The following is a 19295-nucleotide window of genomic DNA, read 5'->3' as shown; positions in this document are numbered from 1 at the left end:
CGAGGGACCGATGACGAGCACGAACGCCGCCGCGCCCGCACCGGCACCGAGCAACGCCGCGCGCGTCCTCCGGCTCGTCCACGAGGAGGGGCCGATCACCCGCGCCGAGATCACCCGGCGCACCGGCCTCAACCGCTCCACCACCCTCGCGCTCGTCGGTGAGCTGGTCGACCGAGGCCTCCTGCACGAGGACCTGCCCGCAGCGGGTGCCCCCGGGACCGGCGTCGGTCGGCCGAGTCCGGTCGTCCGGGCCGCCTCCGACGTCGTCGCGGCCTCGGTGACGATCGAGGTCGACGCCGTGTCGGTCGCCCTCGTCGGGCTCGACGGCGCCGTGCGGAGTCGCCTCGTCGAACCGCAGCAGCGTCCGCCGACACCGGCGGAGGCCGTCGAGACCGTCGCCGCACTGCTCGACCGGGTCCGCCCCACCAGCACGTCCCGTCCGGGGGCCCTCCGGCTCGTCGGCATCGGTGTCGCCGTCCCGGGGACCGTCCGGGTCGAGGACGGCACCGTGCAGGACGCCCCGCACCTCGGGTGGACCGACGCGCCCCTCGCCGGACCCCTCGCCGAACGAACCGGGCTGCCGGTCCGGGCCGCGAACGACGCCAACCTCGGTGCCTGGGCGGAACGGCTCGCCGGCAGCGGCCGGGGCGTCGACGACCTCGTGTACCTCAACGGTGGCGCGAGCGGCATCGGTGGCGGGGTCATCACGGCGGGGCGGCCGCTGAGCGGTGCGGACGGGTACGCGGGCGAGCTCGGGCACACCTTCGTCGCCGCGAACGGCATCCGGTGCCACTGCGGTGCCGTCGGCTGCCTCGAGACCGAGGCCTCCCGAGACGCCCTCGCGACCGCGGCCGGTACCGCTCCGGACGACCTGGTCGCCCTCGCCGTGGCGCTCGCCGAGGGCCGCCCCGCGGTCGAGCGGGTCGTGGACCGCCAGGTGACCGCCCTCGCGACGGCCCTCCGCAACGCGATCCACACCGTGAACCCGTCGGTCGTGGTGCTCGGCGGCTTCCTCGGCGTGCTGCTCGAGCACGTCGGCGACCGCATCCTCGACGACGTCCGCGCACAGTCGATGACCGGCACCGCCGACCGACTCCGCATCGTCCCGGCCGCACTCGGTGCCGACGTGCTCGTGCGCGGAGCCGCCGAGGTCGCGTTCGGCGCGCTCCTGCGCGACCCGGACCGGATCGCCGCCGCGGTGCCGGCGACCGCCGCTCCCGCGACACCCTCCACGACCAACCACCCGTCCGGCCGCGAGGACGCGGCCGAGGAAGCGAGAACCGCATGACCTCCACCCAGCGCGTCAGTGTCCTGCTCGGCACCCAGGACCTCACGGTCGAGGACCGCCCCGTCCCCGCGGTCGACCCCGGCGACGTCCTCGTCCGGGTCGCCGCCGTCGGGGTGTGCGGCTCGGACGTGCACTACTACCGGCACGGCCGGATCGGGGACTTCGTCGTCGAGGAGCCCCTCGTGCTCGGTCACGAGCTGTCCGGCACGATCACCGCGGTCGGCGAGGGCGTCGACCCCTCCCGCGTCGGGGAGCGCGTGGCGATCGAGCCGCAGCGACCGTGCCACCGCTGCGCACAGTGCCTCGCCGGGCGCTACAACCTCTGCCCGAACATGCGCTTCTACGCGACGCCGCCGGTGGACGGGGCGTTCGCCGAGTTCGTCACGATCGAGTCCGAGTTCGCGCACACGCTGCCCGACTCGGTGTCGTTCGAGGCGGGGGCGCTGCTCGAACCCCTCTCCGTCGGGATCGCCGCGGTCCGCAAGGCCGGGATCGTCCCCGGTTCGAGCGTGCTCATCGCCGGCGCCGGACCGATCGGGATCATCTGCGCGCAGGCCGCTCGTGCGTTCGGGGCGTCGCGCATCGTCATCAGCGACCTCGTCCCGGAGCGCCGAGAGCGGGCGCTCTCGTTCGGCGCGACCGAGACCGTGGACCCCACCGTCACCGACGTCACCTCGGACATCGCCCCGGTCGACGCCTTCATCGACGCCAGCGGAGCACCGCGAGCCGTCTCGGACGGGATCAAGGCGGTCGGGCCGGCCGGTGCCGCCGTCCTCGTCGGCCTGGGCAACTCCGAGATGACGCTGCCGGTCGAGCACATCCAGAACCTCGAGGTCACCGTCACCGGGATCTTCCGGTACACGAACACGTGGCCGGTCGCGATCGAGCTGGTCGCGTCGGGGCAGGTGGACCTGGACTCGCTCGTCACGGGACGCTTCGGCCTCGACGACGTCCGGGAGGCCCTCGAGAGCGACACCGACCCCGAGTCCCTCAAGTCGGTCGTCTACCCGGGCGGTGCGCCGCGCTGAGCGGCGCGGCGCCGCGCGGTGCGCCGCGCCGCCCGCGGTGGCGCAGTGTGCGATCCCGCGCAGTGTGGCAGGACGGACGGCCCGCACCGTGCCCTGGACCTCGCACACTGCGGACGGGAGGGACGGGTCGGGCCCGCCCCGCGCCTCCCGTCCGACACGTGACCCGGAACGGGGCCACCGTCACGACACCCGGACGCGCTACGGTTCGCGCATGACGGCTTCACCCGCCGCTGCCGTGCCGCAGCGCACCGACCGCCGCGCGCTCGTGTCGTGGGCCCTGTGGGACTGGGGTTCCGCGGCGTTCAACGCGGTCGTGACGACGTTCGTGTTCAGCACCTACCTGGCGAGCCGCGCCTTCGTGGACCCGGCGCTCGTCGCCGACACGTCCGACGCCGGCAAGGCGCTCGTCGAGCGGGAGCTCGCGCACAACGCCGCCGTCGTCTCGACGGCGCTGACGATCGCCGGGGTCGTCGTCGCACTCGTGGCGCCGGCTGTCGGACGGCTGGCGGACTCGTCCGGGCACCGGCGCCGGTCGGTGCTCATCGCCACGATCGGGATCGCCCTCTCGATCGGCGGCATGGTGTTCGTCGCGCCCAGCCAGCCGTACCTGCTGCTCGGGGCGGCCCTGCTCGGCATCGGGACCGTCGCCTACGAGATCGCGAGCGTCGGCTACAACGCGATGCTCGGACAGGTCGCGTCGGGCGAGCAGACCGGCCGGGTGTCGGCGATCGGCTGGGCGGCCGGGTACTTCGGCGGGATCGTGCTGCTCGTCGTCCTGCTCGTGCTCTGCATCCAGGACTTCGGCGGGGGCGACGTCGCCGGGCTCCTGCAGCTGCCCGCGACCGTCGCCTCGGGACAGTGGGACGTCCGTGTCGCGATCGGCATCGCAGCGGTCTGGCTGGCCGTCAGCTCGATCCCGCTGTTCGTCACCGTTCCCGAGGCAGCGCCGGACCGCTCGCGCGCCGGCAGCTTCTTCGGGGCGTACGCGGACCTCGGGCGGGACGTCGCCCGGCTCTGGCGCGAGCGCCGCAACGTCCTGACGTTCCTGCTCGCGAGCGCCGTGTTCCGCGACGGCGTCGGTGCCGTGTTCACCTTCGGCGGGATCGTCGCCGCGCAGGTCTTCGGCTTCAGCCCCTCCAAGGTGATCCTGTTCGCCATCGCGGCCAACGTCGTCGCGGGCATCGCCACGTTCCTGTCCGGCAGGCTCGACGACCGGTTCGGTTCCCGCACGATCATCACGGTGTCGCTCGTCGGGCTCGCGGTCTGCGGGATCGGCGTGTTCGCCGTGGGGAACGTCACCGCCGGGTTCTGGGTCCTCGGCCTGACGCTGGCGCTGTTCGTCGGGCCGGTACAGTCGTCCTCCAGGGCGTACCTGGCGCGGTTGGCGACGCCCGGCCGCGAGGGCGAGCTCTTCGGGCTGTACGCCACGACCGGTCGCGCGGCCTCGTTCCTCGCGCCGGCGTTGTTCGGGGTGGCGGTGACGGTCGGCGGGTCGACGCGGTACGGGATCCTCGGGGTCGTCGTGGTGCTGGTCGCCGGCCTGGTGCTCATGGCCTTCGTGCGGCGAGAGCCGGTGGGCGGCCGCTGACGTCGTGGTGCTATCGTCTCCGTCGTCCAGGGGGAACGACAGGGGGAGCACATGGGGGCGGCCGAACTGCGCATCGAGTCGGAGACGCTGGCGGCGGTCGCAGCCGCGCTGACCGAGGCCCGGACCGCACTCGGTGCGGACACGGACCGGTTCACCGGGCTGAGCACCGGCTGCCTCGGCGTGACCGAGGTGATCAGCCGCACCGCCGGACTCTCGCTCGCCCACCAGGGCATGATCGACGCCGTCGACGCCGCCCTCGAGCAGGCCGCGACGTTCCCCCACGACCTCGGTGCACAGGTCGACGCGCAGGAAGCCGCACTCGCGAAGCAGGCGGACGGCAAGTGAGCGGCGAGGAGCCGGACGTCGGCGACCCCGCGGGCATCACCGCCCTCGGGAAGCACTGGCACGACCGCGCCGACGCCGTGCACGACGCCCTGGCGAAGATCGCCTCGGCGTCCGACGTCACCGCATCGCCGACGTGGAAGGGCGACGCGCAGACCCGGTTCGCAGCACTGCTCGACGAGGTGCACCCGAGCGCGTCCGGACTCGTGGCGCTCTTCGACGCCGCCGGGGACGCCTTCGACCAGTACGCGAAGGACGTGCAACGCATCAAGGACGACGCGGACGCGATCCGACTGCAGCGCGGCACCGTCGCGGCAGAACTCGCCGGGCAGCAACTCGCCCTGCCGGCGCTCCGCTCCGCCGCGAAGGCCGACGACGCGACCGAGGCGGACGCCAGGAGCCTCGCGAACGCGCAACGGGCGATCGCCGACGCCGGCGACCGGTCCGCAGCACTCGACGCGCGGTGGGAGCAGCTCGTCCAGGACCGCACGACGGCCGACCAGGCGCTGCTCCGCGTGATCACCGGTCCCGAGACGCTCGGCCGTCTCGGCAGCATCGAGCGGCGCGGAGTCGGCGCCTCCGACGAGGACCTCGCGTCGATGCTCGCGAGCCTGTCGCCGACCGAGCTCGGCGCGCTCATGATGCTCGACCGCAACCTCGCCGACCGCATCGCCGGCATGTCGCCCGACGAGGTCGCCGCGCTCTGGAAGACCCTGGGCGGCGGGAAGGACACGACCGGCGCCGAGCACACCGCCGCGCAGGACGCGCTCATCGCATCGCTGCCCGCGGTCGTCGGCAACCTCGCGGGGCTGCCCGCCTGGGCGCGGGACCGGGCGAACCGGATGACGCTCGTGTCGGCCGTGGCGCAGGCCGAGCAGGACCTCGCCGACGCGAAGGAGCGGCGCGAGGGGCTCGGGTGGCCGGCGTCGCAGGCGGCGGACCAGGGGATCGAGGCGGCGCAGGCGAACCTCGACGCGTACCGGAACATCGAGAAGACACTCGCGTCGACGGCGAAGCCGGGTCGCTCGCTCCTGACGCTCGACACCGAGCACCGGCCGCCGCTCGCGGCGGTCGCGGTCGGCGACCTGGACACCGCGACGAACGTGTCGTACATGGTGCCCGGGATGGGGACGACGACCAAGGACACGACCGGGTGGACCACCGCGGCCCAGAACCTCTGGCGTGCGCAGGAGGACCTCGACGACTCGGGCACCTCGCACGCCGTCGTCGCCTGGATGAACTACGAAGCCCCTCCGGCTCCGCCCGCCTCCTGGGGCGTGCTCCGCGGCGACGCCGCACAGGCGGGTGCGACCCGCCTCGCCGAGGACCTCTCGGGCTTCCAAGCGGCCCGGACGGACCAGCCCACGCTCAACGCCGTGGGCCACTCGTACGGCACGACCACGGGAGCCGACGCGCTGCACGGCAAGGGCGTGCACGTGGACAACTTCGTGGCGGTCGCCTCAGCCGGCATCGAGGGGGACGTCGGCGGTGCAAAGGGGATCGATGCCGACCACGTCTACGCCGGACAGGGGACGTCCGGGCTGCCCACGGCGGATCCGAACGACAACCCGCGTGACCAGTACGCCTGGCTCGGTCGACTCGGCAGCGGCCGTCAAGACCCGATGGACTCGTCGTTCGGCGCCACGACCTTCGGGACGAACGGTGGGGACCCGTCGGAAGGAGCCGGGGTCACGATGCACGACCCGATCGGCTACGGCGGCGGGACCGGCTACTTCAACCTGGGCACCGAGTCGCTCAACAACGTCGCGAGGGCCACCATGCTCGACGGGGTCGGCATGACGCCTGCCGACGACGCCGGGCTGAGCGATCATGACAAGACGCTGCTCGACAACATGATGGGACCGTCACTGTGACCAGACGACCGACGACGATCGGGATGGTGCTGCTCGCATCGGTGCTGCTCGCGGGGTGTGCGACGGGCAACCCGACCAAGGAGGACACCGTGCAGGCTGCACCGACCGCAGAGCACCAGCGCCGACAGGCAGCGGACTACGTCGAGGAGACGATGCGCCGTTCGGGCGTCGACTGGGACGCGGACCAGTCCGACGAGTACGCGCAGGACTGCGTGCTCGCAGACGGCTCGACGGGCGCGCTCTACAACATCGTCCGGACCGGCGCGGGCGTCGATGACCCGGAGGCCGTGACGAAGGCGGTGGGCACGGCCTGGGTGGCGGACGGGCTCAAGGTGGAGTACTCGACGGACGAGATGACGTCGGGTGCGAAGCGGTACCTGGTGAACGGCGGCGGCGGCGCCGTCGAGCGCATCCAGTTCGGCGCTGCGACGACCAAGACCACAATGAGCGGCGTGTCGAAGTGCGGCACCGGGAACGCGGCGGACCTCGGCTGACCGTGCACCTCGCAGTCGGACTCCGTCGACACCCGACGGGACCGAGACGGTGAGCGGACGTGCGAGAGGCGCAGCAGCGGGGACAGCGCTCGCCCTGACACTGACGCTCGCCGCGTGTTCCGCTCCGCCGACCGGCGGCACCCCGGTGCAGAGCAGATCGAGCACGCCGACCGTCCAGCACCAGCGCGACCTCGCCGCTGCGTACGTCGACGCGACCAAGCAGACCTCGGACGTCACGTAGGACGACTCGCAGGAGAACGAGTACGCCCAGGAGTGTCTCCTCGGTGACGGCACGTCCGGAGCGCTCTACAACCTCGTCCGCATCGGCGCGGGTGTCCCCGACCCCGAGGGTGCGGTGCGGACCGTCGGCCGGTCGTGGGCTGCGGACGGGTTGACCGTCCGGTACTCGGAGTCCTCGCTCAACGACGGCAGTCGTCAGTTCGTCGTCACGGGAGCGGGTGGCGCCGTCGAGCGCATCCAGTTCGGGGCGGCGACCGTGCGGAGCTCGCTCGCAGCGGTCTCACGGTGCGGAGTCGGGGACGCCGCCGAGCTCGGCTGACGGGCACGGGTGGGACCCGTCCAGGCCAGGAGGCGCGGTGCCGGCCCGCCGACCGGCTGCGGTTCCGCGCACGGTTGCGCCCACCGCGTGGTTCCGACGGACTCGGCAGCGAGCGTGCGCCAGGATGGAGCCATGACCGAGCAGCGCATCGCCGTCGTCGTCCTCGCCGCCGGGCAGGGCACGCGCATGAAGTCGTCCACCCCGAAGGTCCTGCACCGCCTCGCCGGACTGCCGCTGATCGCGCACGTGCTGCGGACGGCGTCGTCGCTCGAGCCCGAGCACGTCGCCGTGGTCGTGCGACACGAGCGGGAGCTCGTCGCGGCCGAGGTCACCGAGCGGGCACCGGACGCGATCGTGGTCGACCAGGACGACGTGCCCGGCACGGGTCGCGCGGTCGAGGTCGCGGTCGAGGCGCTGCCGGCGGACTTCGACGGTGCCGTCGTCGTGCTCTCGGGCGACGTGCCGCTGCTCGACGCCGAGTCGCTGCGTGCGCTCGTGGACGCCCACGTCGGCGGCGGCAACGGCGCCACCTTCGTGAGCGCGATCGCACCGGACCCGACGGGCCTCGGCCGCATCGTCCGCGACGCCGACGGGGCGTTCGTCGGGGTCGTCGAGCACAAGGACGCGACCGCCGAGCAGCTGACGATCGCCGAGGCGAACGCGGGCATCTACGCGTTCGACGTCGCGCACCTCCGCGCGGTCCTGCCGTCGCTCACCACGGCGAACGCGCAGGGCGAGAAGTACATCACCGACGCGCCGGCCCTGATCGGTGCACGCGGGGCACGCATCGACGTCGTCACTCTGCCCGACCCGTGGCTCGTCGCCGGCATCAACGACCGGGCGCAGCTGTCCGACGCCGCACGGGTGCTCAACGCGCGCATCGTGCGTCGGCACCAGCTCGCCGGCGTCACGGTGCAGGACCCGGCGACGACGTGGATCGACCTCGACGTGTCGATCGAACCCGACGCCGAGATCCTGCCCGGCACCCAGCTCGTCGGTGCCACCGCGATCGCCTCCGGCGCGGTCGTCGGGCCGGACACCACCCTGCGGGACACCGAGGTCGGCGTCGGCGCCGTGGTGAACCGCGCCGACGCGACCCTCGCCGTGATCGGCGACGGCGCCTCCGTCGGGCCGTTCGCCTACCTGCGGCCCGGTACGATCCTCGGCGACGGGGGCAAGATCGGCACCTTCGTCGAGACGAAGAACGCGACGATCGGCCGGGGCAGCAAGGTGCCGCACCTGTCGTACATCGGAGACGCCGAGGTCGGCGAGGACTCGAACATCGGCGCGAACACGATCACGGCGAACTACGACGGGGCGCACAAGCACCGGACCGAGGTCGGCTCGAACGTCCGTACAGGGTCGCACAACGTGTTCGTCGCCCCGGTTAGGATTGGTGACGGAGCGTACACCGGCGCGGGTACGACCGTCCGCAAGGACGTCCCTGCCGGGTCGCTGGCGATCAGCTACGCCCCACAGCGCAACACCGACGGATGGGTCGAAGAACACCGACCCGGGACGCCGGCTGCCGAGGCCGCTCGGCGCGCGAACGGCGAACAGATCTGACGGCTCTCGGGCCGATCAACACGGCCCCGCGGGGTCAGGGAGTGAGCACCGCACTTGTCCGGAATCAAAACGACCGGCCAGAAACGACTCGTCCTCGTCTCGGGGCGAGCACACCCGGCGCTCTCGGCCGAGATCGCCGAGGAACTCGGTGTGGACCTCGTCCCGACCGATGCACGGACCTTCGCGAACGGGGAGCTGTACGCCCGGTTCGACGAGTCGGTCCGCGGCTGTGACGCGTTCGTCATCCAGTCCCACACCGCACCGATCAACGAGTGGCTCATGGAGCAGCTCATCATGGTCGACGCCCTGAAGCGTGCATCGGCGAAGCGCATCACCGTCGTCGCGCCGTTCTACCCGTACGCGCGGCAGGACAAGAAGGGGCGCGGTCGCGAGCCGATCTCGGCGCGACTCGTCGCCGACCTGTTCAAGGCCGCCGGCGCGCACCGCATCATGAGCGTCGACCTGCACGCCGCGCAGATCCAGGGCTTCTTCGACGGCCCGGTCGACCACCTCTTCGCGATGCCGGTGCTGCTCGAGCGCTTCCAGCAGACCCTCGACCCGTCGACGCTGACGGTCGTCTCGCCGGACATGGGCCGCGTGCGCGTCGCCGACATCTGGTCCGAGAAGCTCGGTGCGCCGCTCGCCATCATCCACAAGCGCCGCGACCCGCTCGTGCCGAACCAGGTGTCCGTCCACGAGATCGTCGGTGACGTCTCGGGTCGCGTGTGCCTGCTCGTCGACGACCTGATCGACACCGGTCGCACCATCGCCAAGGCAGCAGAGGCGCTCAAGGCCGCCGGCGCCACCGGCGTGGTCGTCGCGGCGACGCACGCGGTGTTCTCCGACCCGGCGACCGAGCTGCTCCAGAGCGAGTTCATCGACCGCGTGGTCGTCACGGACACCCTGCCGCTGCCGGAAGAGAAGCGGTGGGACCGTCTCGAGGTCCTGCCGATCGCACCGCTCATCGCCCGCGCCATCCACGAGGTCTTCGACGACGGGTCGGTCACCTCGATGTTCGACGGCGCCGCTTGACCGCATCCGTGCGTGACGCGCTCGCGGCCCGGCTCCGGGCCGCGGGCAGCGTCTTCGCCGAGGACGAGGCCGACCTGCTGCTCGAGGCAGGGGACGGTGACGCCGTCCGGCTCCGAGCGCTCGTGCAGCGACGGCTCGGTGGCGAACCGCTCGAGTACGTGCTCGGGTGGGCGGCCTTCGACGGGCACCGTCTGCGTGTCACGCCGGGAGTCTTCGTGCCCCGAACCCGGACGACCGTCGTCGTGGAGCAGGCCGCCCGTCGGTTGCACCGCTACGACCGCGTGGTCGACCTCTGCTGCGGTGTCGGGGCGATCTCGGTCGCCCTGCTGCGCCGGGTCGGTGCCCTCGACCTCGTCGCGTCCGACATCGACCCCGCGGCCGTCGAGGTCGCGGCGGAGAACATCGGCGACCGCGGGATCGTCGTCGCGGGGGACCTCTTCGCGCCGTTGCCCGACCGGTTCCGCGGGGCGGTCGACGTCATCGCCGTGAACGCCCCGTACGTGCCGACGGCGTCCATCCCGATGATGCCGTCGGAGGCCCGTGACCACGAGCACCGGGTCGCCCTCGACGGCGGGGCGGACGGACTCGACCTGCACCGGCGGATCGCGTCGGGCGCGGGGGAGTGGCTCCGGCCCGGGGGTTCGGTCGTGATCGAGGTGTCGGCGGCGCAGGCGTCGGCCTCGGCGTCGGGGTTCGACGCTGCGGGCCTCCCGGCGACCGTCGAGTCCGACGACGAGGTCGACGGGACCTGCGTCGTGGCGACGCGCCCCGTCTGAAACGACCCGCCCACCTTCGTGACCCGCCGTCGCCGGGCCGACCCGTGCTTCCCGCCCGTCGGCTGGTCGGCCTTCCGCCGGGCGGGGTCAGCTGGCCTGGACCTCGATCGTGTGCCAGCCGGACGCTCCGTTGGGAGCCGGCGGTCGCTCGACGCTCGTCTGGACCTCACCGTCCGCACTGATGGCGCGCACCTGGATGCGGTGGGACCCCTTCGTCGGCGTCCACCGGTAGACCCACTGCCGCCACGTGTCCGCCGACACCGAGTCGGCGAGGGTCGCCGCTTCCCAGGCGCCGTCCCCGACCCGGACCTGGACTCCCTTCACCCCGGTGTGCGGCTGCCACGCGACCCCCGCGATCGCCACCGTCGAACCGGCGCGGACCGTCGCACCCGCGCGCGGGGTGTCGATGCGCGACTCGAGCTTGACCGGGCCGCGTTCCGACCAGCCGCGCGGTGTCCAGTAGCCCTGCGCATCGGCGAACCGCGTGACCTCGAGCTCGGTGACCCACTTCGTCGCGGAGACGTACCCGAACAGCCCGGGGACCACCATGCGCACCGGGAACCCGTGCTCGGGCGGCAGCGGCTCACCGTTCATCCCCACGGCGAGCAGCGCAGCCGTCCCGTCGTCCTGCAGGACGTCGAGGGGTGTGCCCGCCGTGAACCCGTCGATGCTGCGGGACAGCACCATGTCGGCGCCCGCACGGGGCGCGGCCCGCTCGAGCAGCTTCCGGATCGGGTAGCCGAGCCACAGGGCGTTCCCGATGAGGTCGCCACCGACCTCGTTCGAGACGCAGCTCAGCGTCGCGTGGTGCTCTTCGAGCGGCAGGGCGAGCAGGTCGTCCCACGTGAGTTCGACCTCGTGCTCGACGGCTCCGTGGATGCGGAGCTTCCAGTCCGCGGTGTCGATCGAGGGCACCCGCAGCGCGGTGTCGATGCGGTAGAAGTCGCTGTTCGGCGTGACGTACGGCGTGATGCCGGCGACGTCGAGCGATGCGCCGGCCGGGACCGCGGGCGCGGTGGTCGACGGCGCCGGCAGGCGGACGGCTCGGCGCGCTGCGGCGGTCGCCTGGGCCGCTGCGGTACCGAGACGAGACGCGCCGCCCACCACCACCGCGATCGTCGCCGCCGTCACGCCCCACACCAGGAAGGCGCGTCGTTCCGTCGAGGCGGGGCGCGGTGCGGCGGAAGGCACGGCGGCGGCCGACTCCCACCGGCGGAGCCTGGCGGTGAGCAGCCGGAGCACGACGACCGCCGCGGCGACCCCGAGCACCGACGGGGCCCCGTCCAGCGTGCCGCTGCCGGAACGGGTGGTCACGGCCAGGAGCGAGAGGACGCCGCCCACGGCGAAGACGACGGCTCCGAACGGCGGTCGGGCACGCTCGACGACGCCCGCACCGGCGCTGACCACGACGACGATGACGGTCATGAGCACGAACAGGGCGACCTTGTCGCCGGTGCCGAAGAGTGTGACCATCAGGTCCTTCGCGCCGCGGGGCGCGAGGTCGATGACCGCCGAGCCGACCGCCACGAGGGGGCTCCCCGCACCGCCGAGGACGAGCGCGCCGAGTTCCGCGGCAGCCAAGAACGCGATCGCGGCGACGATGCCCGTCGCGGCCGCGAGCAGGCGGGGGTGCGAGACCGCCACGGGAGCGGGCGCGAGATCTGTGGTCACGGGCCGAGCGTAGGTCGAGCGCGCCGCGTGTGTGCTGACAGTCGTGCATGCAGTGGACGGAGCCGGAGGTGTTCAGGCCTGTGGACGACTCGTACCCTGCAGGTTCGGGTCCGCTGGTTCGTCCGGCGTTCACCGTTCCCGGCCAGTCGGTCGCGCGTGGGGCATGCGAGGATCGACGTGTGCTGAGGCGTCCCGATCGTGTCCCGCGCTTCGGTCGCGCCCGGCGACGGGACCGCCACCCGATGTCGCAGGCACGGCGGCTCCTGGTCCTGCGCTGGATCATCGTCGGCGTGTGGGCGGCGCTGCTCACGGCACGGATCATCGTGGTCTCCACCGACCCCGACGCCGACCTGGCGTTCTTCGGCGTCGTCGAGGTCGCCGTGATCGGCGTCGGCCTCCTCGTGATCGCCGGCGCCGTCCTGCGGGGATGGTCCCTTCGACGGCGGCACGAGGACGAAGCGCTCGCGCTCGCGATCCGGCGCATCGACCCGACGGTGTGGCTCGTCCCTGCGGCACCGACCCCGGAGCTCCGGGCATCGGTGGAGTCGATCCGGCCCGACGTCGCGCTCGGGCACCGGGTGACGTGGGCGTTCGGTGCGACCGAGGCGTCGCTGTGGGAACTCGAAGAACGTCGCGCGACCCGGCTGCTCGTGATCCGGTGGAGCCGGATGGTGCACGTCGGGCTCGAGGACGTGCACGGCGACGGGCGGTCGTGGGCGATCGCGATGCACTACGTCCGGCCCGACGACACGACGGCGGTGGCGACGTTCTTCGTCCGTGCGGGGCCGGGGTCCCGGCGGATGCTGGGCCGGGGTCCGCGCATGGAGCGGCTGGTGGCCGACCTCGCGCGCGAGCGCATCGTCGCGTAGCGGCGACTCACGTCGACTCACGGCGACTCGCGGCGCCGGGCACGCAGCGCGCTGAACGCGCGGAGATGCGGAAGGCCCCGCCGTCCGGCGGGGCCTCCCGTTGTATGCGGTCGTCGTCGCGGCCTAGTGGGTCGAGGGTTCCTGTTCGACCTCGCGGCGGTCGTCGTCGGACCAGAGCGTGTGGAAGGTGCCGTCCTTGTCGATCCGCTGGTACGTGTGGGCGCCGAAGAAGTCGCGCTGTCCCTGGATGAGCGCTGCCGGCAGACGGTCCGAGGCGAGCGAGTCGAAGTACGCCAGCGCGGACGAGAAGCCCGGTGCGGGGATCCCCGACGCGGCCGCGATCCCGACGATGCGACGCCATGCTGCCTCGCCTTCCTGCACGGCGTTCGCGAAGTACGGGTCGACCAGCAGCGACTCGAGCGAGGGGTTCTTGTCGTACGCCTCGACGATGCGGTTCAGGAACTGTGCCCGGATGATGCAGCCGCCGCGCCAGATCTTGGCGATGTTGCCGAGGTTGATGTCCCAGCCGTACTCCTTCGCCCCGGCGATGATCAGGTCGAAGCCCTGCGCGTACGCGACGACCTTCGACGCGTAGAGCGCGGCGCGGACGTCGTCCTCGAACCCGTCCGGGACGTCGGCGATGGCGGGACGGTCCGGGAAGGCCCGCTGCACGGCGGCGCGCTGGACCGGCTTCGACGACACGGCGCGGGCGAACACGGCTTCGCCGATGCCGGACACCGGGATCCCGAGTCCGACGGCGTTCTGCACCGTCCACACACCGGTGCCCTTCGACCCTGCCTCGTCGCGGATCACGTCGACCAGCGGCTTGCCGGTTTCGGCGTCCTGCTGCTTGAGGACCTCGCCGGTGATCTCGATCAGGTACGACTCGAGGTCGCCCTTGTTCCACTCGTCGAACACCTGCACGAGCTGCTCGACGCTCAGCCCGCCGACGCGGCGGAGCAGGTCGTAGGACTCGGCGATGAGCTGCATGTCGGCGTACTCGATGCCGTTGTGGACCATCTTCACGAAGTGGCCGGCGCCGTCGGTCCCGATGTGCGTGACGCACGGCTCGCCCTCGGCGACGGCGGCGATCGACTTCAGGATCGGACCGAGCGTCTCCCAGGCCTCCTTTGACCCGCCGGGCATGATCGACGGGCCCTTCAGCGCGCCCTCTTCCCCGCCGGAGATGCCGGTGCCGACGAAGTTCAGGCCCTGCTCGCGCAGGTCGTGCTCGCGGCGGATGGTGTCGTGGAAGTTGGCGTTGCCGCCGTCGACGATGATGTCGCCCTCCTCGAACCGCTCGGCGAGCTGCTCGATGACGGCGTCGGTGCCCTTGCCGGCCTGCACCATGATGATCGCGGTGCGGGGCTTCGACAGCGACGCGACGAAGTCGTCGATCGACTCGGACGCGATGAACCCGGCGTCACCGTGCTCCTGCAGCAGTTCCTCGGTGCGGGCGTACGTGCGGTTGTACACCGCGACCGTGTTGCCCTCGCGCGAGGCGAGGTTCCGCGCGAGGTTCGAACCCATCACCGCCAGACCGACCACGCCGATGTTCGCCTGTCCGTTGTTCTCTGCCACGAGGTCTCCTTCGTCCTGACGTTCCGGCACCAACCTACGGTCCGCAGCCTGGGACCGCACGGCTGTTACGGCAACTGTGGATGACCGTTCACCGGCCCAATACGGTGGAGGGATGACCGACCGTGCTGTCCTCCCGCCCCTGCTCGTGATGGGGGTCTCCGGTTCCGGCAAGTCGACGATCGGACAGGCCCTCGCCGACGCGCTCGCCGCCCAGGGCCAGTCCACCGTGTTCGTGGACGCGGACGACCTGCACCCCGTCGCGAACAAGGAGAAGATGCGGCAGGGGATCCCCCTCACGGACGAGGACCGCTGGCCCTGGCTGGACGCCTGCGCCGCGCGCATCGCCGAGGTCGAGGACTCCGGGCACCGCTGCGTGATGGCCAACTCGGCGCTGAAGCGGACCTACCGCGACCGGCTCCGTGCGTCCGCTCCGACCCTCCTCATCGCCTTCCTCGACGGCTCGCGAGACCTCATCGCCGACCGGCAGGCGCACCGGCACCACGAGTACATGCCGAGCTCCTTGCTCGACTCGCAGTTCGCCACGCTCGAGCGTCCGCAGCCGGACGAGGCCGCCGTCTCCGTGTCGATCGAGGGATCGGTCGACGAGACGGTGGCGACGATCCTCGCCGCGCTGTCGGTCACTTCCGGCTGAGCTCCGAGAGCCGCGAGCGGTACTCCTCGGCGTCGATGTCGCCTCGGGCGAACCGGTCGGCGAGCACCGAGCGCGCGTCCGACCGCGCCCGCCAGGTGCCCCGGCGGAGCACACCGAACACGAGGAACACGACGAGGAACGCGAAGAAGAAGAAGGCCGGGAAGACGAAGAACGGGAACCCGCCGCCGTGCCAGTAGGGCGCGGTGGCAGCGATGGTGGTGAGCATGGTGACCTCCTGTGGTCGGTTCGGCGTCGCGGTCACGACCGTCCCAGACTCGGTCCTGGAGGCGCGGCGCGCGTCCGTCCCGCAGCCCCACTTCCGCCTGCTCCCGCTGTCGTAGTGCACGTCCTCCTCCACATCCCGCTACGCCCGCGGGAGTAGTCCACAGGTCGTGCTCCCGCCCGATGCCGCGGGCCGGGGTCGACCCTAGGCTCGAGCCATGGACACCACCCCGACCCTCGCCGGCCCGGCGAGCGAGAGCGCGGGCACCCGCTGGGGCGGGCGCCGCCGCTTCGCCCGCGTGGGTCGCGTCCTCCCGGTGGCGTTCCTCCAGATCGTCGGGACGCTGCTCGCGTCGCGCGTGCTGGTCGGCCCGGGGCTCGGGACCGGCACGCCCGGCCCACCCTGGGCGCGCCACGCGGCCACGGGCGCGGTCGACCCCGTGCAGCTCGGGCCGCTCGCGATCGGGTTGCTCGTGGCCGGCGTCGTGGTGCTCCCGTGGCGTTGGCGGTGGCCACGGGCCGTGCTGCTCCTCACCCTCGCGACCACGATCGGGTACGCCCTCGTGGTGAGCCCGCGCGGGCCGTTCGTCGCCGCGCTGACGATGGCGCTCGCGAACGCCTGGCTCCGCGGGTACCGCTGGTGGGTCGTCGCCTCGGCGGCGCTCGCCGTCGTCGTGCTCCCGACCGCCGACGTCGTCCTCGACCGCTCGTCCGTGCTCGACCTCGGTGCGGTGCTGCTCTGCGTCGCGTGGGCCACCGTGACGATCGCCGTGTCCGAACTCGTCCGGGTCCGGCTCGAACGGGTCGCGGAACGCCGTCGTCAGCGCGCCGAGGCCGACCGGCGCCGTGCCGCCGACGAACGGGTGCGGATCGCCCGCGAACTCCACGACTCGGTCGCCCACAGCATGTCGCTCATCAACCTCCAGGCGGGTGTCGCACTGCACCTCGGCACCGATCTCCCTGACCAGACGCGCGACTCCCTGGCGAACATCCGCGACTCGAGCCGTGACGCCCTCGTCGAACTCCGGACGATCCTCGGCGTCCTCCGGTCCGTCGACGGAGCGTCCGGGGCCGAGTCCGTCGGCGCGCCCGACGGCGAGGGAGCCGAGCGTGCCCCGGTCGCCGGGCTCGATCGTGTCGCCGACCTGGTGCAACGAGCCCGTGCAGCCGGCGTCGACGTCACCCTGGCCGTCGACGGCGACCCTTCGGCCGTGCACGGCGTCACGGACCGGAACGCGTTCCGGATCGTGCAGGAGTCGGTGACCAACGTCATGAAGCACGCCCCTGGGCACCGAGCCGACGTGGTGGTCTCGATCGGCCCGGACGTCGTGGACCTCGTCGTCGCCGACCATCCGTCGCAGCCACCGTCGGCCGACCGAGGCTCGACCGAGCCGCTCGCTGCGACCGGCAACGGGATCATCGGGATGCGCGAACGCGCGAACGCCGTCGGCGGCACCCTGTCCGCCGGACCGACGACCGACGGCGGGTGGCGCGTGATCGCGCGCCTCCCGGTGGCCGGCACCGACACCGAGGACCTCCGATGACCTCCGACCCCACCACCCCGGATCCGATCCGCGTGCTCCTGGTCGACGACCAGGTGCTCGTCCGCGCCGGACTCCGTGCGCTCGTGGACGCCGAACCCGGCATGAGCGTCGTCGGCGACGCGGGCGACGGAGACGCCGCGGTGGACGCCGTCCGCCGCGAACGCCCCGACGTCGTCCTCATGGACATCCGCATGCCGGGCACCGACGGGCTCGCGGCGACGCAGCGGATCTCGGCCGACTCCGAGCTCGCGGACGTGCACGTGGTCATCCTCACGACCTTCGAGGAGGACGACTACGTGTTCGAGGCGATCCGCGGTGGCGCCGCGGGGTTCCTCGTGAAGGACACCGAGCCGGCCGAGCTCCTCCGGGCGATCCGGACGGTCGTCGCGGGGGAGTCCCTGCTCTCGCCCCGTGCCACCCGCTCCCTGGTCGAGGCGTACGCCACCCACGCCAAGCCGTCGTCCCTCGCGCCGGAGCTCGACGTCCTGACCGACCGGGAACGGCAGGTCATGCAGCTCGTCGCGGTCGGCATGACGAACGCCGAGATCGCCCAGCACCTCTTCGTCAGCCCGATGACCACGAAGACCCACGTCTCCCGGGCGATGATCAAGCTCGGCGCCCGCGACCGGGCGCAGCTCGTCGTCTTCGCCTACGAGACCGGCCTCGTCACACCCGGTTGGCGCCCGTGAACAGCCTCCTCGCCGCGGGTATCACTGGTGATACCATCGACCGTATGGCCATGACGCTCCGACTCGACGATGACGAAGCGAGCGCACTGCGGAAGCGTGCCGATCTCGAAGAGCGCTCGATGCAGGAGATCGCCCGGGCCGCGATCCGTGAGTACATCGAGCACCACAGCCGGAGCGACCTGATCGACAGCATCCTCGACCGCGAACTCCCGCGGTACGCCGAGGCGCTGGAGCGGCTCGGTCGGTGATCCACCTCACGACGGACGAAGCGCTGCACATCGCTCGTCGCACGCTCGGCGACGGATTCCTCCTCCGCGATGTGGGACTGCTCGAAGCCGCCGTCGCACGACCGGCGACCTCGGTGGGCGGTGCTGATGCCTACCCGACCGTCGTGGACAAAGCCGCGGCGCTCGTGCACTCGGCGGTGCGGAACCACGCCCTCGTCGACGGGAACCAGCGCGTCGGGCTCATGCTCCTCATCGTGTTCCTCGGCGTGAACGGACGACGGCTGACGGCGACGAACGACCAAGCGTACGAGTTCATCATCGCCGTGGCAGAGGGGCGCCTCGACGCCGTGCCCGAGATCGCCCGAGCACTCTCCGAGTTCGTCGAGACCGCGGACTGACGACGCACGCCGGGGTGACCACCACCGTGGCAACGGACGGCAACACCTGGCGGACCGCCGCACCCCGAGTTGCATGGGTCCCATGTCGTTCACCGGATTCGGCGTCGTCGCCACAGCAGCACTGACCGAGGCCGTCCGTCGCGCGGGCGCCGACCACGTCGAGCCGACCATCGCGGGCAACTTGGCGATCCGGCCGAACGGCGACGGCGGCTGGTTGCTCAACGACGGCTACGCCGGCCACCGCTTCCCGTCCTTCGCAATCCTCGTCCCCGGCGACCTCCCGCTGCTGACCGCTGACCCAGACGCGGTCCGGGGCTACTTCGAGGCCGTCCTCCCGATCGTCCGCTCCGTCGCGGACCCGGGTGCGAAGGTCGTGTTCGGCTCGGGGACGGCTCGCACGGCACCCGACGGCATGCCCGCGGCCGAGGCCCACCGCCGTTTCGCCGAGGTGCTCCGGACGGCTCGTGACACCGCCGCGGCGAACGACCTCCGCATCGTGCTCGAACCGCTCAGTCGTTCCGAGACGAACGTCCTGAACTCATTCGCCGAGGCCGTCCGGTTCCTGGACGACGCCGCCGTCGACGGGGTGGACGTCGTCGCCGACCTGTTCCACATCCGGAACGAGGGCGAGTCGCTCGACGTCCTCCGGGAGCACGGCGCCCGCATCGGGCACGTGCACGTCAGCGACCGCGACCGTCTCCCGGTCGGGGCCGAGGGCGGCGACGGGCTCTGGCGCGACTTCCTCCGGGCCGCGCACGACGGCGGCTACCGCGGTTCCGTCTCCCTCGAATGCCGGTGGTCCGGCGACCCGACCGCGGCGGAGGCCGAGATCAGTCGCTCCCTCGACCTCCTCCGACGGGCAGGTGCCGGTCTCGTGTGACGGGTCCCGCACAGC

At 72.4% G+C, this 19295-nt stretch carries 20 protein-coding genes; 17 read left to right on the top strand and 3 right to left on the bottom strand.

Annotated elements, in window-relative coordinates:
- Window positions 1-10 precede the first annotated feature (10 nt).
- The 10 genes from Q7F20_RS06170 (at window position 11) to Q7F20_RS06125 (ending at window position 10547) form a co-directional block, all read left to right on the top strand.
- Window positions 11-1288, top strand: a complete 1278-nt coding sequence (locus tag Q7F20_RS06170; RefSeq protein WP_305739238.1) for an ROK family transcriptional regulator — start codon at window positions 11-13, stop codon at window positions 1286-1288.
- Window positions 1285-2316 (top strand): NAD(P)-dependent alcohol dehydrogenase, encoded by a 1032-nt coding sequence (locus Q7F20_RS06165; protein ID WP_305739237.1) that lies wholly within the window; start codon window positions 1285-1287, stop codon window positions 2314-2316. The genes Q7F20_RS06170 and Q7F20_RS06165 overlap by 4 nt, the downstream gene beginning before the upstream one ends.
- 211 nt (window positions 2317-2527) lie before the next feature.
- Window positions 2528-3904 (top strand): MFS transporter, encoded by a 1377-nt coding sequence (locus Q7F20_RS06160; RefSeq protein ID WP_305739236.1) that lies wholly within the window; start codon window positions 2528-2530, stop codon window positions 3902-3904.
- Window positions 3905-3955: 51 nt separating this feature from the next.
- Window positions 3956-4249: a hypothetical protein gene (locus Q7F20_RS06155; RefSeq protein ID WP_305739235.1), complete on the top strand. Its 294-nt coding sequence runs from the start codon at window positions 3956-3958 to the stop codon at window positions 4247-4249.
- Window positions 4246-6120: an alpha/beta hydrolase gene (locus tag Q7F20_RS06150; protein ID WP_305739234.1), complete on the top strand. Its 1875-nt coding sequence runs from the start codon at window positions 4246-4248 to the stop codon at window positions 6118-6120. The genes Q7F20_RS06155 and Q7F20_RS06150 overlap by 4 nt, the downstream gene beginning before the upstream one ends.
- Window positions 6117-6614 (top strand): hypothetical protein, encoded by a 498-nt coding sequence (locus Q7F20_RS06145; protein ID WP_305739233.1) that lies wholly within the window; start codon window positions 6117-6119, stop codon window positions 6612-6614. The genes Q7F20_RS06150 and Q7F20_RS06145 overlap by 4 nt, the downstream gene beginning before the upstream one ends.
- A 355-nt stretch (window positions 6615-6969) precedes the next feature.
- Window positions 6970-7173: a hypothetical protein gene (locus Q7F20_RS06140; protein ID WP_305739232.1), complete on the top strand. Its 204-nt coding sequence runs from the start codon at window positions 6970-6972 to the stop codon at window positions 7171-7173.
- Between the two features lie 132 nt (window positions 7174-7305).
- Entirely contained in the window at window positions 7306-8739 is a 1434-nt protein-coding gene (glmU, locus tag Q7F20_RS06135; RefSeq protein ID WP_305739231.1) for a bifunctional UDP-N-acetylglucosamine diphosphorylase/glucosamine-1-phosphate N-acetyltransferase GlmU, read from the top strand.
- A gap of 54 nt (window positions 8740-8793) precedes the next feature.
- Window positions 8794-9771, top strand: coding sequence for a ribose-phosphate diphosphokinase (locus tag Q7F20_RS06130; protein WP_305739230.1), 978 nt, complete (start codon window positions 8794-8796; stop codon window positions 9769-9771).
- Window positions 9768-10547, top strand: coding sequence for a putative protein N(5)-glutamine methyltransferase (locus tag Q7F20_RS06125; RefSeq protein WP_305739229.1), 780 nt, complete (start codon window positions 9768-9770; stop codon window positions 10545-10547). The genes Q7F20_RS06130 and Q7F20_RS06125 overlap by 4 nt, the downstream gene beginning before the upstream one ends.
- Before the next feature lie 87 nt (window positions 10548-10634).
- Here the strand turns inward: Q7F20_RS06125 and Q7F20_RS06120 are convergent, their stop codons facing one another.
- Window positions 10635-12218: a molybdopterin-dependent oxidoreductase gene (locus tag Q7F20_RS06120; RefSeq protein WP_305739228.1), complete on the bottom strand. Its 1584-nt coding sequence runs from the start codon at window positions 12216-12218 to the stop codon at window positions 10635-10637.
- Between the two features lie 242 nt (window positions 12219-12460).
- Here Q7F20_RS06120 and Q7F20_RS06115 point away from each other — a divergent pair, with 242 nt between their 5' ends.
- On the top strand, window positions 12461-13087 hold the full coding sequence (locus Q7F20_RS06115) for a hypothetical protein (RefSeq protein WP_305739227.1): 627 nt from the start codon (window positions 12461-12463) through the stop codon (window positions 13085-13087).
- 123 nt (window positions 13088-13210) lie between these two features.
- Here Q7F20_RS06115 and gndA read toward each other — a convergent pair whose 3' ends face one another.
- A complete protein-coding gene (gene gndA / locus Q7F20_RS06110) occupies window positions 13211-14668 on the bottom strand; it encodes an NADP-dependent phosphogluconate dehydrogenase (RefSeq protein WP_305739226.1) in 1458 nt (485 codons plus the stop codon).
- A 112-nt stretch (window positions 14669-14780) separates the two neighbouring features.
- On the opposite strand from gndA, the gene Q7F20_RS06105 reads away from it, so the two are divergent.
- A complete protein-coding gene (locus tag Q7F20_RS06105; RefSeq protein ID WP_305739225.1) occupies window positions 14781-15320 on the top strand; it encodes a gluconokinase in 540 nt (179 codons plus the stop codon).
- On the opposite strand, the gene Q7F20_RS06100 is transcribed toward Q7F20_RS06105, so the two are convergent.
- Window positions 15307-15546, bottom strand: a complete 240-nt coding sequence (locus Q7F20_RS06100) for an SHOCT domain-containing protein (RefSeq protein ID WP_305739224.1) — start codon at window positions 15544-15546, stop codon at window positions 15307-15309. The two genes, Q7F20_RS06105 and Q7F20_RS06100, sit on opposite strands and share 14 nt — an antisense overlap.
- Before the next feature lie 214 nt (window positions 15547-15760).
- Between Q7F20_RS06100 and Q7F20_RS06095 the strand changes: the two genes are divergently transcribed.
- From Q7F20_RS06095 to Q7F20_RS06075, 5 genes are all read left to right on the top strand, one after another.
- A complete protein-coding gene (locus Q7F20_RS06095; protein WP_305739223.1) occupies window positions 15761-17086 on the top strand; it encodes a sensor histidine kinase in 1326 nt (441 codons plus the stop codon).
- Window positions 17083-17775, top strand: coding sequence for a response regulator transcription factor (locus Q7F20_RS06090; protein WP_305739222.1), 693 nt, complete (start codon window positions 17083-17085; stop codon window positions 17773-17775). The genes Q7F20_RS06095 and Q7F20_RS06090 overlap by 4 nt, the downstream gene beginning before the upstream one ends.
- Window positions 17776-17819: 44 nt before the next feature.
- Window positions 17820-18023, top strand: coding sequence for a ribbon-helix-helix protein, CopG family (locus tag Q7F20_RS06085; protein WP_305739221.1), 204 nt, complete (start codon window positions 17820-17822; stop codon window positions 18021-18023).
- Window positions 18020-18400, top strand: a complete 381-nt coding sequence (locus Q7F20_RS06080; protein ID WP_305739220.1) for a type II toxin-antitoxin system death-on-curing family toxin — start codon at window positions 18020-18022, stop codon at window positions 18398-18400. Before Q7F20_RS06085 ends, Q7F20_RS06080 begins: the two co-directional genes overlap by 4 nt.
- 82 nt (window positions 18401-18482) lie before the next feature.
- A complete protein-coding gene (locus tag Q7F20_RS06075) occupies window positions 18483-19280 on the top strand; it encodes a sugar phosphate isomerase/epimerase (protein ID WP_305739219.1) in 798 nt (265 codons plus the stop codon).
- Window positions 19281-19295 lie beyond the last annotated feature (15 nt).

It is taken from the genome of Curtobacterium sp. A7_M15 (genome assembly GCF_030705415.1).
Lineage (GTDB): Bacteria > Actinomycetota > Actinomycetes > Actinomycetales > Microbacteriaceae > Curtobacterium.
The sequence above is the reverse complement of the archived record's forward strand: the minus strand, read 5'-3'. Positions and strand labels throughout refer to the sequence as shown.

What these genes read in the sequence shown, in the direction of transcription:
- Q7F20_RS06170 (WP_305739238.1), top strand. Translation starts at nt 11, where the DNA reads ATGACGAGCACGAACGCCGCCGCGCCCGCACCGGCACCGAGCAACGCC.
- Q7F20_RS06165 (WP_305739237.1), top strand. Translation starts at nt 1,285, where the DNA reads ATGACCTCCACCCAGCGCGTCAGTGTCCTGCTCGGCACCCAGGACCTC.
- Q7F20_RS06160 (WP_305739236.1), top strand. Translation starts at nt 2,528, where the DNA reads ATGACGGCTTCACCCGCCGCTGCCGTGCCGCAGCGCACCGACCGCCGC.
- Q7F20_RS06155 (WP_305739235.1), top strand. Translation starts at nt 3,956, where the DNA reads ATGGGGGCGGCCGAACTGCGCATCGAGTCGGAGACGCTGGCGGCGGTC.
- glmU (WP_305739231.1), top strand. Translation starts at nt 7,306, where the DNA reads ATGACCGAGCAGCGCATCGCCGTCGTCGTCCTCGCCGCCGGGCAGGGC.
- Q7F20_RS06115 (WP_305739227.1), top strand. Translation starts at nt 12,461, where the DNA reads ATGTCGCAGGCACGGCGGCTCCTGGTCCTGCGCTGGATCATCGTCGGC.
- Q7F20_RS06105 (WP_305739225.1), top strand. Translation starts at nt 14,781, where the DNA reads ATGACCGACCGTGCTGTCCTCCCGCCCCTGCTCGTGATGGGGGTCTCC.
- Q7F20_RS06100 (WP_305739224.1), bottom strand. Translation starts at nt 15,546, where the DNA reads ATGCTCACCACCATCGCTGCCACCGCGCCCTACTGGCACGGCGGCGGG.
- Q7F20_RS06095 (WP_305739223.1), top strand. Translation starts at nt 15,761, where the DNA reads ATGGACACCACCCCGACCCTCGCCGGCCCGGCGAGCGAGAGCGCGGGC.
- Q7F20_RS06090 (WP_305739222.1), top strand. Translation starts at nt 17,083, where the DNA reads ATGACCTCCGACCCCACCACCCCGGATCCGATCCGCGTGCTCCTGGTC.
- Q7F20_RS06085 (WP_305739221.1), top strand. Translation starts at nt 17,820, where the DNA reads ATGGCCATGACGCTCCGACTCGACGATGACGAAGCGAGCGCACTGCGG.
- Q7F20_RS06075 (WP_305739219.1), top strand. Translation starts at nt 18,483, where the DNA reads ATGTCGTTCACCGGATTCGGCGTCGTCGCCACAGCAGCACTGACCGAG.